This window comes from Micromonospora sp. GCM10011542, from assembly GCF_042650685.1.
GTDB lineage: Bacteria > Actinomycetota > Actinomycetes > Mycobacteriales > Micromonosporaceae > Micromonospora.
On record NZ_JBHSBO010000042.1, the window covers coordinates 16,460 to 27,834 of the forward strand.

The following is an 11,375-nucleotide window of genomic DNA, read 5'->3' on the forward strand; positions in this document are numbered from 1 at the left end:
CATCGGGCACTCACCCGTCCGGCCGGTGGGCCGGTCAGTGCCCGCGGAACCGGTTGATCGCGTCCTCGTGCCGGGCCCGCAACTCACCGTCGCGTACGCCGAGCCCGTCGCTGGGGGCGAGGCAGCGCACCCCGACCTTGCCCTGGTGCGTGTTGCGGTGCACCTCGTACGCCGCCTGGCCGGTCTGCTCCAGCGGGTAGGTGCGCGAGACGGTGGGATGCACCCTGCCGAGCGCGACGAGACGGTTGGCCTGCCACGCCTCGTGGTAGTTGGCGAAGTGACTGCCGACGATCCGCTTGAGGTGCATCCACAGGTAGCGGTTGTCGTACTGGTGCTGGAAGCCGCTGGTGGACGCGCAGGTGACGATGGTGCCACCGCGCTTGGCGACGTAGACGCTGGCCCCGAAGGTCTCCCGGCCCGGGTGCTCGAAGACGATGTCCGGGTCCTCGCCGCCGGTCAGCTCGCGGATGCGCTCGCCGAAGCGCCGCCACTCGTCCGGGTCCTGGGTCTCCTCGTCCTTCCAGAACCGGAACCCCTCCGCCGCGCGGTCGATGACCAGCTCGGCGCCCATCTTCCGGCACAGCTCGGCCTTCTCGGGTGAGGAGACCACGCAGACCGGGATCGCGCCGCCGTTGAGTGCCATCTGGGTGGCGTAGCCGCCGAGGCCGCCGGACGCACCCCAGATCAGCACCACGTCGCCCTGCTTCATGTTGGCGCCGTGGTGCGAGACGAGCTGGCGGTACGCGGTGGAGTTGACCAACCCCGGGCTGGCCGCCTCCTCCCAGGTCAGGTGCCGCGGCTTCGGCATCAGCTGGTTGGCCTTGACCACGCACAGCTCGGCCAGCCCGCCGAAGTTGGTCTCGAAGCCCCAGATCCGCTGCTGCGGGTCGAGCATGGTGTCGTCGTGGCCGGCCGAGTCCTCCAGCTCGACCGAGAGGCAGTGGGCGACCACCTCGTCGCCCGGCGCCCACCGGGTCACGCCGGGGCCGGTGCGCAGCACGACGCCGGCCGCGTCCGAGCCGACCACGTGGTACGGCAGGTCGTGCCGACGGGTCAGCTCGGAGAGCCGGCCGTAGCGCTGGAGGAACCTGAAGGTGGACACCGGCTCGAAGATGCTGGTCCACACCGTGTTGTAGTTGATCGCGCTGGCCATCACCGCGACCAGCGCCTCGCCCGGGCCCAGCTCCGGCGTCGGCACCTCCTGCACGTGCAGCGCCTTGCGCGGGTCCTTGTCCCGGGTGGCCATGCCGTCGAACATCCGTGCCTCCTCGGCACGGACCACGACGCCGCGGTACGTCTGCGGCACGGGCAGCCCGGCGACGGCGGCGAGCTCCCGGTCCGGGTCGCTCGATTCCTCCGCTGCCATGATCGCTTCGAGGATGTCCTGCACGGTGACCTCCGGTTCGTCCGCACCCGCGCACGGGCCTGGGTGCTGCCATCGTCGGCGCCGGTGCGACCGACCACCATGTCGGTTTCCGACACATCCGGCACCGGCCGCGCTCCTGTGGGCCGGGACGTTACTGAACGGTAGCTAGGGCCGGAAGTCCTCTGTGAAAAACTGCATCCGCCGATGCGTGAAGGTGCCCGGCCGCGCCCCCAACCGCGCAGAGACGTGCTCGCGCTGCCTCAAGCGCGCGGTTAGGAGGGGCCCCGGCTATGCACGAGGCGTTAAGAAGGGGCCCTTCCTTGCGCGGTCAGTGGGTGGCGGCGGGCTGGACGAGTTCGACGAGGACGCCGCCAGCGTCCTTCGGGTGCACGAAGTTGATCCGGGAGTCGGCGGTGCCGCGGCGCGGAGTGTCGTAGAGCAGCCGCAGGCCACGTTCGCGCAGCGCCGCGCAGGCCACGTCGATGTCCACCACGGTGTACGCCACCTGCTGCACGCCGGGGCCGTTGCGGTCGAGGAACCTGGCGATCGTCGACTCCGGCGTCAGCGGCGCGAGCAACTGCACGCAGCCACCCTCGGCGGTCGGGCCGACGGCCAGCATCGCCTCCCGGACACCCTGTTCGGTGTTGGTCTCGGTGTGCACGCAGCGCATCCCGAACGTCCGCTGGTAGAAGTCGATCGCGGCGTCCAGGTCGGCCACCGCGACTCCGACGTGATCGATCTTGCGGAGCCCGATGTCTGTGACGTAGTCCGCAGCGGGCTCGGCGGGGGAGTTCTCAGCCATGGCGCTAGTCTGGCCGAACAATCGTTAAGGCGTACAGGTCGGCACCCCCCTCGGAGGCAGGTATGGCTTCGGTGATCGTCAGCGGCGCGCGGACCCCCATGGGGCGCCTGCTGGGCAACCTCAAGGACCTCCCGGCCACGAAGCTCGGCGGGATCGCGATCAAGGCGGCCCTGGAACGGGCCGGCGTGCGCGGTGACCAGGTCCAGTACGTGATCATGGGGCAGGTGCTCCAGGCCGGCGCCGGCCAGATCCCGGCCCGGCAGGCGGCGGTCGAGGCGGGCGTCCCGATGTCCGTGCCGGCGCTGACCATCAACAAGGTCTGCCTCTCCGGCCTGGACGCGATCGCCCTGGCCGACCAGCTGATCCGGGCCGGCGAGTTCGACATCGTGGTGGCCGGCGGCATGGAGTCGATGACCAACGCCCCGCACCTGCTGCTCGGCCAGCGCGGCGGCTACAAGTACGGCGACGTGGTGGTCAAGGACCACATGGCGCTGGACGGGCTCACCGACGCCTGGGACTGCTGCTCGATGGGCGAGTCCACCGAGCGCCTGGGCACGAAGCACGGCATCAGCCGCGAGGAGCAGGACGCGTTCGCCGCGGCCAGCCACCAGCGGGCCGCCGCCGCCCAGAAGAACGGCCACTTCGCCGAGGAGATCACCCCCGTGGTCATCCCGCAGCGCAAGGGCGAGCCGCTGGTGATCAGCGAGGACGAGGGCATCCGCCCGGACACCACCGTCGAGTCGCTGGCCAAGCTGCGCCCCGCGTTCACGAAGGACGGCACGATCACCGCCGGCAGCTCCTCGCCGATCTCCGACGGTGCCGCCGCCGTGGTCGTGATGAGCAAGGCCAAGGCCAAGGAGCTGGGGCTCACCTGGCTGGCCGAGATCGGCGCGCACGGCAACGTGGCAGGTCCGGACAACTCGCTGCACTCGCAGCCGTCGAACGCGATCAACCACGCCCTGAAGAAGGGCGGCCTGAGCGTCTCCGACCTCGACCTGATCGAGATCAACGAGGCGTTCGCCCAGGTCGGCGTCCAGTCCACCCGTGACCTCGGCATCAGCGCGGACAAGGTCAACGTCAACGGCGGGGCGATCGCGCTCGGCCACCCGATCGGCATGTCCGGCGCCCGGCTGGTGCTCACCCTCGCGCTGGAGCTGAAGCGGCGTGGCGGCGGCACCGGCGCGGCGGCGCTCTGCGGCGGTGGCGGGCAGGGCGACGCGCTGATCATCCACGTTCCGGAAAGCGCGGCGGCCAACCAGTGAGCGCGAGGAGTGAGCCGGTTCTGCGAGCCCCGCAGTCGCGAACGAAGATGGCGCAGTGAGCGAAGCGGTCGAGCACGTCCCGGCTACCGGCGCGCCGTCGGTGCGCCGCAGCCGGGACGTACCCCAGCTGGTCGAGCGGGCCCGCGCGGGTGACCCCCGCGCGGTGGCCCGCCTGATCACGCTGGTCGAGAACGGCGACGAGCTGCTGCCGGCGATCGCCTCCGCGCTGGCCCCGTACGCCGGTCAGGCCCAGGTCGTGGGGCTGACCGGCTCACCCGGGGTGGGCAAGTCGACCACCACCAACGAGCTGGTCCGGTCGCTGCGGGCACGCGGGCACCGGGTGGGCGTGCTGGCCGTCGACCCGTCCAGCCCGTTCACCGGCGGCGCGATCCTCGGCGACCGGGTCCGGATGCAGGACCACGCCACCGACCCGGGCGTCTACATCCGGTCCATGTCCAGCCGGGGGCACCTCGGCGGGCTGGCCGCGGCCACGCCGCAGGCGGTCCGGGTGCTGGAGGGCGCCGGCTGCGACGTGGTGCTGGTGGAGACCGTCGGCGTCGGGCAGGCCGAGGTGGAGGTCGCCTCGCTGGCCGACACCACGCTGGTGCTGCTCGCGCCCGGCATGGGCGACGCGATCCAGGCGGTCAAGGCCGGCATCCTGGAGATTGCCGACGTGTTCGTGGTGAACAAGGCCGACCGGGACGGCGCCGACGCCACCGTCCGCGACATCCAGGGCATGATCGCGCTCGGCGAACGCGGTCCGGGCCAGTGGCGACCGCAGGTGGTCCGCTCGGTGGCCGCGCGCGGCGAGGGCATCGACGACATCGCCGCCGCCATCGACAAGCACCGGGGCTGGCTGGTCGAGCACGGCGAGCTGCGCCGCCGCCAGGAGACGCGGGCCGCCGCCGAGATCGAGGCGATCGCGCTCGGCGCGCTCCGCGCCCGGATCGGTTCGCTGCGCGACGGTACGGAGCTGCCGACGCTCGCCGCCAGGGTGGCCGAGGGCGCCCTCGACCCGTACGCGGCTGCCGACGCGCTGCTCTCCCAGCTCGCCCGCTGACACCCTCCACCGGGGACACCCCGGCGGCACCTGGCCCTTGTAGGCTCGCACCGCCCCACCGGGGGCCGGGTGCGACAGCAGGGGAGCGGTACGTGAGCGACGAGTCGACGCGGGAGCTGGCCACGGTGCCGGCGGTGGCCGGCGGGGCGACCCAGGTTTCCGACGAGGTGATCGAGAAGATCGCCGTGGCGGCGGCGCGGGCGGTGCCCGGGGTGGCCGAGCTCGGCGGGGACGTGGCCCGGTTCTTCAACTCGGTGCTCGACCGGGTCGGTCTGGACCAGCTGGGTGACGCCCGGCGCGGTTGCTCGGCCCACGTCACCGGGGACGCCGCCGTGGTCAACCTGGTGCTGGTGATCGAGGCCGGCTACCCGGTTCCCGAGGTGACCGGCCAGGTGCGGGCCCAGGTCTGCGCGGCGGTCGAGGCGTACGGGCTGCGGGTCGACGAGGTCAACATCCGGGTCGACGACGTGGCGATGGGCGGGCCTGCGGCACCGGCCGTCTGACGGTCCGGCGCAGCTCAGGTTACCCGCCGGTACGACTTGCCTTAGCGATCGTTCAGGAGTGGGCTCTACACTCGACGTGCAGTCGAGGACCCAAGGAGGAGCCCTGCGCATGGACGCCGACGAGATCGCCGCCGGACGGGCACGCTGGCAGGCCCGGTACGACGCCGCGCGCAAGCGGGACGCCGACTTCACCACGCTCTCGGGGATGCCCGTCGACCCGGTGTACGGGCCGCCGGAGGGCGCCGCCTACCCGGGCTTCGAGCGGATCGGCTGGCCCGGCGAGTACCCGTACACCCGGGGTCTGTACCCGACCGGCTACCGGGGGCGGACCTGGACCATCCGGCAGTTCGCCGGCTTCGGCAACGCCCAGCAGACCAACGAGCGCTACAAGATGATCCTCGGCGCCGGTGGCGGCGGGCTCTCGGTCGCGTTCGACATGCCCACCCTGATGGGCCGCGACTCCGACGACCCGCAGGCGCTCGGCGAGGTCGGCCACTGCGGCGTCGCCATCGACACCGCCACCGACATGCAGGCGCTCTTCGACGGCATCGACCTGGCCGGCGTCACCACCTCGATGACCATCTCCGGCCCGGCCGTGCCGGTGTTCTGCATGTACCTGGTCGCCGCCGAGCGGCAGGGCGCCGACCTGTCCAAGCTGGACGGCACCCTGCAGACCGACATCTTCAAGGAGTACATCGCGCAGAAGGAGTGGCTCTTCGACCCCGAGCCGCACCTGCGCCTCATCGGCGACCTGATGGAGTACTGCGCCCGGGAGATCCCGCGCTACAAGCCGCTGTCGGTCTCCGGCTACCACATCCGCGAGGCCGGCTCGACCGCCGCGCAGGAGCTGGCGTACACCCTGGCCGACGGTTTCGGCTACGTCGAGCTGGGGCTGAGCCGTGGGTTGGACGTCAACGTCTTCGCGCCGGGGCTGAGCTTCTTCTTCGACTCGCACGTCGACTTCTTCGAGGAGATCGCCAAGTTCCGTGCCGCCCGGCGCATCTGGGCCCGCTGGCTGCGCGACGTCTACGGCGCGACCAGCGAGAAGGCCCTCTGGCTGCGGTTCCACACCCAGACCGCCGGGGTGTCGCTGACCGCGCAGCAGCCGGTCAACAACGTGGTCCGGACGGCCGTGGAGGCCCTCGCCGCGGTGCTCGGCGGGACCAACTCGCTGCACACCAACGCCCTCGACGAGACCCTGGCGCTGCCCACCGACGAGTCCGCCGAGATCGCCCTGCGTACCCAGCAGGTGCTGATGGAGGAGACCGGCGTGGTCAACGTGGCTGACCCGCTCGGCGGCTCCTGGTACGTCGAGGCGCTCACCGACAAGATCGAGGCCGAGGCGGAGGAGATCTTCGCCCGGATCATGCAGCTCGGTGGGGAGGGCCCGCACCAGATCGGGCCGATGACCTCCGGCATCCTGCGGGGCATCGAGGACGGCTGGTTCACCGGGCACATCGCCGAGTCGGCCTTCGTCTACCAGCAGGCCCTGGAAAAGGGTGACAAGAAGATCGTCGGGGTCAACTGCCACACCAGCACCACGGCCAAGGAACTGGAGATCCTGCGCATCTCGCACGAGGTGGAGCTGGAGCAGCGCCGGGTGCTGGCCGAGCGCAAGGCCGGCCGCGACGAGGCCGCCGTACGCGCCGCGGTGACCCGGATGGTCGAGGTCAGCCGCACCGACGGGAACATGATCCCGGCCATGCTCGACGCCGTCCGCGCCGAGGCGACCCTCGGCGAGATCTGTGACGCCCTGCGCGCCGAGTGGGGCATCTACCGCGAACCCGCCCGCTTCTGACCCTTCCCCCTTCCGCGATCGTGCACCCGCCGCCCCACCGAATGCCGCGAAAGCCGCACAACGGGGGCGCGGAGTGCACGATCGCGGAAGGGCGGGGGTAGGGGCGATGAGCAGGGGTGAGAGTCGCAACTGTCGCCGTCGCGGTTGATCTGAGTTCCGCTGTACACGTGCGAGACTAGGTAACCATGAGCGACCCACGGATCACCTCGTCGATCTTCACCCGCGGCGCGGTCGACCTCAGCACGCTGCGCGGCGCCGCACCAGCCAGTACCCGCCCCGGCACACCCTCGCAAGCCGGTCCCTCCGGCGGTTCCCCCGGCACCCCCGCCGCCGGTGGCGACGCCCCCGTTGTCGACGTGACCGAGGCGACCCTCCAGGCCGAGGTGCTCGAACGGTCCATGACCATGCCCGTGGTGGTCTTCTTCGGCGCGGCCGGCTTCCCGGAGAGCGACCAGTTCGCCCCGGTGCTGGAGCAGCTCGCCGCCGAGGGGGGCGGCGCGTGGGTGCTGGCCCGGGTCGACGTGCAGGAGAACCCGCGGATCGCCCAGATGTTCCGGGTGCAGGGCATCCCCATGGTCTACGCCGTGGTCGGCGGCCAGCCGATCGACGCCTTCTCCGGGGTGGTGCCGGAGGCCCAGCTGCGGCAGTGGATCGGGGCGGTGCTCAAGGCCGCCGGCGTGACCGTCGCCGAGCCCGAGGACCCCCGCCTCGACGAGGCGGACGACGCGCTGATGAGCGGCGACCTGGACGCCGCCGAGCGGGCGTACCGCAAGATCCTGGCCGACGCCCCCGCGGACGCCGCGGCCGAGGCGGGCCTGGCCCAGGTCGGGGTGGCCCGCCGGGTCGCCGGCACCGACCCGCGCGCCGCGCTCGCCGCCGCCGAGCAGGCGCCGGACGACGTGGACGCCCAACTGCTCGCCGCCGACATCGAGGTGCTCAGCGGCCTGGCCGAGCAGGCGTACGCCCGGCTGGTGGGCCTGGTCCGGCGGACCGCCGGCGAGGACCGGGAGAAGGTCCGCCAGCACCTGGTCTCGCTGTTCACCATCGCCGGCCCGGACGATCCGGCGGTCGCGTCGGCTCGCCGGGCCCTGGCCAGCGCCCTGTTCTGAGTTCGTAGCACGCCAGCGCGGGCCGGCCTCCCGGCCGGCCCGCCCGACCACCGAGGACGGGAGCTCACGATGCGCCGGATCGCCGTCCTCGACGCGCCGACAAATCTCGGTCTGCGGCCGCCGACGTCCACGTCGGTCCCCGGCTGCGGCAAGGCGCCGGGTGCGCTGCGCGACCACGACCTGCTCGCCCGGCTGCGGGCCCGCGACGCCGGCTGCATCACCCCACCCCGGTACGACCCGGGCGACTGGCGCCCCGGCGACGGGGTGTGCCACGCCCGGGAGATCGCCGACTACTCGATGGCGCTGGCCGAGCGGATCGGCTCCATCATCGACCGGGGCGAGTTCCCGCTGGTGCTGGGCGGAGACTGCTCGGTCCTGCTCGGCTCGGCGCTGGCCATGCACCGCCTCGGTGAGGCGGTCGGCGGCCGCATCGGGTTGGTCTTCGTCGACGGGCACTCCGACTTCAGGCATCCCGGCAACGCCTCCTACGTGGGCGCGGCGGCCGGTGAGGACCTGGCCCTGGTGACCGGGCGCGGGCAGGCCGACCTGGCCGCCCTGGAGGGACGCCGGCCGTACTTCCGCGACATCGACGTGGTGGTGCTCGGCATCCGCGCGCAGGACGAGTACCGGCTCGACCTCCAGGCGGCCGGCATCACCACCCGGCCGGTGCCGGCGCTGCGCGCCGAGGGGGCCGCCCGCACGGCCCAGTGGGCGCACGAGCAGCTCGCCGACTGCGCGGGCTACTGGGTGCACATCGACGTGGACGTGCTGGACCCGGCGGTGATGCCGGCGGTGGACGCTCCGGACCCGGGCGGGATCGCCTTCGCCGAGCTGGAGATCCTGCTCGCCGGGCTGGTCGACACCCCGCACTGCCTCGGGGTCGAGCTGACCGTCTTCGACCCCGACTACGACCCGGACGGCTCCTACGCCGCGGAGATCGTCAACACCGTGGTGGCCGGGCTGGCGCCGGTCACCGCCCCGGAGGCGGTGCCGCCCCGGCTGCTGCCGGGCCGGTCGGCCGCTCCCGGCCCGCGCCGCGGCAACGGTCGCCCCGCGCCCACCCCGGCGGCGAACGGCGGCGATCCACGCCCTGCGGAGATCCCTCCGCAGGCCGATCCGGCCGGCTCGGTCGCGTCGCAGGAGTCGAGCCGGTTGGAGCCCGTCGGCCCGCCATCCTCGGCCGGCGCCGGTCGGCTGCGTCGCCCGGTCCAGCCGGCGCACGACCAGCCCGCCGACGACGACGGCCCCACCCCGTCCACCGCCGGCATCGCCTGACCCAGCCGGGGCTGATCCATTCCGTTCCCCGCACGTGGGGTGTCCGCGTGTGCGGGACACCCCGACGTCCGTGAACCCGAGTCGATCAGCGCAGCCGGCGGGGCCGCGGGGCGTCAGCGGGGGAGGGCGCGGAGGAAGCGTTCGGCGATCGGGACGGCCGAGGCGGTGCTGGCGCCGCCCTTCTCGACGAAGACGGCGAACGCCACGTCGCCCCGCCAGCCGACGAACCAGGCGTGCGTGTGGGCCGGGTTGTCGTCGTACTCGGCGGTGCCGGTCTTGCCGTACACCGGGCCACCCGGCACGTCCTTGAGCGCGCTGCCGGTGCCGGCGGTGACCACCTCGCGCATCATCGTGCGCAGCGCCTCGACCGACGCCGGCTTGAGCTGCTCGCCGGCCGGAGCGGGCTTCGCCGGCGCCGGGTCCGACACCAGCTTCGGTTGCTCGAACCGGCCCCGGGCCACCGCGGCCGTGGCGCCGGCCATGGCCAGCGGGCTGACCAGCGTGGTCCCCTGGCCGAACGCGGCAGCGGCCTGCTCGGCCGGGCTGCCGTTCACCGACACCTTGCCGGTGAACGCGTCCGCGCCCAGGTCCCACTGCCCCTCCAGGCCGAGCGAGCGGCCGGCGACGGCCAGCCCGTCGCCGCCGAGCTCCGGTGCCAGCGCGGCGAAGGCGGTGTTGCAGGACTTGGCGAAGTCGGTGCGGAACGGCACCGGGCCGAGCGCGAAGTTGTCGGAGTTCTTGAACGAGCGGCCGTCCACCGTGAACGTCTTCTCGCAGTTCACCGTGCCGTCCAGGGTGACCGCTCCCCGGTCGAGCAGGCCCAGCGCGCTGACCATCTTGAACGTGGAGCCCGGCGGCACCTGGGCGGTGAAGGCGAGGTTCTCCCCGGCCGGCCCGGGGCCGTTCGCCGCGGCGAGCACGGCGCCGTCGCTGACCCGTACGGCGACCAGCGCGGACCGGCGCGGTTCGGCGCGCAGCGCCGTGTCGGCGGCGTTCTGGGTGGCGATGTCCAGGGTGGTTCGGACCGCCTGCCCGGGCTGCGGCTCCCGGCGGAACAGCTCGGTGCCGGTGGGCGTCAGGGTGCCGTCCCCGGCGGGACGCTCGACCAGCACGGTGAGGCCGGGGGCGCCGCGCAGCCGCTCGTCGTAACGCCCCTGCAACCCGCCGTGCCCGACGAGGTCGCCGGCTTCGTACCGGTCGGGGTGCGCCGCCAGGTCGTCGGCCTGGGCCGGGTCGACCGAGCCGAGCAGCGCGCGGGCGAACTCCCGGGCCGGCGCCAGGTCGAGCTTGTCGGCCTGGAACTTCGTGCCCGGCAGGTCGTAGATCCGAGGCTTGATCTGCTTGTACGCCTCCTCGCGCAGCGTCACCACCTCGACGAAGGCGCCCGGCTCGGCCGCCGACACCCGCTTGGGCAGATCGGCCAGGTCGACCGCGGGGACCAGGGCTGGGCGGATCGCCTTGAAGGCGGCGTCCAGGTCCTTGACCAGCTTCCTGATTTCGGTGACCTCGCTGGGCTGCACGCCCACCCGGACCACCGGACGGGGCGCCACGATGGGCTGCCCGGCCCCGTCGAGCAGCGCGGCCCGGGGGCCCGTGTCCCGGCGCAGCCCCAGCCGGTCGCCCGTGGTGAGCTGCTCGTGCAGCACCCGGGGCTCCCAGATCACCTGCCACTGGTCGTCGTCGCCGTGGGCGAGCCGTACCTCGCGGTCGTAGGCCCAGCGGGTCTGACCGGGCAGGTTCCACTCCACCCGGATGCTCGCGGTCGCGATGTCGGCGGTGATCTTCGGCTCGCCGCGGCGGGTCAGCGTGGGCGGGGTGCCCGCCAACTCGCCGGAGAGCTCCTTGATCTCGGCCATCACCTTGCCCGACGCCAGCTTGGCGCCGGTGGGGTCGACGAGGCCCACCGCCTGGAGGTCGCCCTTGCGCCAGCCGGCGAGGAAGGCGTCGAGGCTGCGTTGCGGCCCGTCCTCGCCCGAGCAGGCGGTCAGGGCGCCGGCGGCGAGAACGGTCGCGGCGAGCGCCGCCACCGCTCGGCGGACGCGGGACCGTGGGCGGGCATGCGGTGACGCCAGGTGCATGGAGCAGGTCCTTCCGGGTTTCGGACTGTCCTGCACGGTAGTACGCCCACGCTGTCCGCATCGTCCCCGGTCGGCGGCCCGCGCGCGGGAAGACGGACCCGCGAGCATGTGATGAACATCGC

The 11,375-nt window shown here is 73.1% G+C and carries 9 protein-coding genes; 6 read left to right on the top strand and 3 right to left on the bottom strand.

Features of this window, described 5'->3' with window-relative positions; genetic code table 11:
• Positions 1–34: 34 nt before the first annotated feature.
• Both ccrA and mce read right to left on the bottom strand, forming a co-directional pair.
• Positions 35–1,390, bottom strand: a complete 1,356-nt coding sequence (ccrA, locus tag ACFOW4_RS15740; protein ID WP_377528294.1) for a crotonyl-CoA carboxylase/reductase — start codon at positions 1,388–1,390, stop codon at positions 35–37.
• Between the two features lie 304 nt (positions 1,391–1,694).
• Positions 1,695–2,168: a methylmalonyl-CoA epimerase gene (mce, locus tag ACFOW4_RS15745; protein ID WP_377528296.1), complete on the bottom strand. Its 474-nt coding sequence runs from the start codon at positions 2,166–2,168 to the stop codon at positions 1,695–1,697.
• 62 nt (positions 2,169–2,230) lie between these two features.
• On the opposite strand from mce, the gene ACFOW4_RS15750 reads away from it, so the two are divergent.
• The 6 genes from ACFOW4_RS15750 (at position 2,231) to ACFOW4_RS15775 (ending at position 9,175) form a co-directional block, all read left to right on the top strand.
• Positions 2,231–3,430, top strand: a complete 1,200-nt coding sequence (locus tag ACFOW4_RS15750; RefSeq protein WP_377528298.1) for an acetyl-CoA C-acetyltransferase — start codon at positions 2,231–2,233, stop codon at positions 3,428–3,430.
• A gap of 55 nt (positions 3,431–3,485) precedes the next feature.
• Entirely contained in the window at positions 3,486–4,490 is a 1,005-nt protein-coding gene (meaB, locus tag ACFOW4_RS15755; protein ID WP_377528300.1) for a methylmalonyl Co-A mutase-associated GTPase MeaB, read from the top strand.
• A gap of 92 nt (positions 4,491–4,582) precedes the next feature.
• On the top strand, positions 4,583–4,993 hold the full coding sequence (locus ACFOW4_RS15760) for an Asp23/Gls24 family envelope stress response protein (RefSeq protein WP_377528302.1): 411 nt from the start codon (positions 4,583–4,585) through the stop codon (positions 4,991–4,993).
• 109 nt (positions 4,994–5,102) lie between these two features.
• On the top strand, positions 5,103–6,791 hold the full coding sequence (locus tag ACFOW4_RS15765) for a methylmalonyl-CoA mutase (protein ID WP_377528304.1): 1,689 nt from the start codon (positions 5,103–5,105) through the stop codon (positions 6,789–6,791).
• 185 nt (positions 6,792–6,976) lie between these two features.
• The gene (locus tag ACFOW4_RS15770) at positions 6,977–7,900 is read left to right on the top strand and encodes a tetratricopeptide repeat protein (protein ID WP_377528306.1); all 924 of its coding nucleotides are present in this window, start codon (positions 6,977–6,979) and stop codon (positions 7,898–7,900) included.
• A gap of 69 nt (positions 7,901–7,969) precedes the next feature.
• Positions 7,970–9,175, top strand: a complete 1,206-nt coding sequence (locus ACFOW4_RS15775; RefSeq protein WP_377528308.1) for an arginase family protein — start codon at positions 7,970–7,972, stop codon at positions 9,173–9,175.
• Between the two features lie 113 nt (positions 9,176–9,288).
• On the opposite strand, the gene ACFOW4_RS15780 is transcribed toward ACFOW4_RS15775, so the two are convergent.
• On the bottom strand, positions 9,289–11,253 hold the full coding sequence (locus ACFOW4_RS15780; RefSeq protein ID WP_377528310.1) for a penicillin-binding transpeptidase domain-containing protein: 1,965 nt from the start codon (positions 11,251–11,253) through the stop codon (positions 9,289–9,291).
• Between the last annotated feature and the right edge of the window lie 122 nt (positions 11,254–11,375).

What these genes read in the sequence shown, in the direction of transcription:
- mce (WP_377528296.1), bottom strand. Translation starts at nt 2,168, where the DNA reads ATGGCTGAGAACTCCCCCGCCGAGCCCGCTGCGGACTACGTCACAGAC.
- ACFOW4_RS15750 (WP_377528298.1), top strand. Translation starts at nt 2,231, where the DNA reads ATGGCTTCGGTGATCGTCAGCGGCGCGCGGACCCCCATGGGGCGCCTG.
- ACFOW4_RS15765 (WP_377528304.1), top strand. Translation starts at nt 5,103, where the DNA reads ATGGACGCCGACGAGATCGCCGCCGGACGGGCACGCTGGCAGGCCCGG.
- ACFOW4_RS15770 (WP_377528306.1), top strand. Translation starts at nt 6,977, where the DNA reads ATGAGCGACCCACGGATCACCTCGTCGATCTTCACCCGCGGCGCGGTC.
- ACFOW4_RS15775 (WP_377528308.1), top strand. Translation starts at nt 7,970, where the DNA reads ATGCGCCGGATCGCCGTCCTCGACGCGCCGACAAATCTCGGTCTGCGG.
- ACFOW4_RS15780 (WP_377528310.1), bottom strand. Translation starts at nt 11,253, where the DNA reads ATGCACCTGGCGTCACCGCATGCCCGCCCACGGTCCCGCGTCCGCCGA.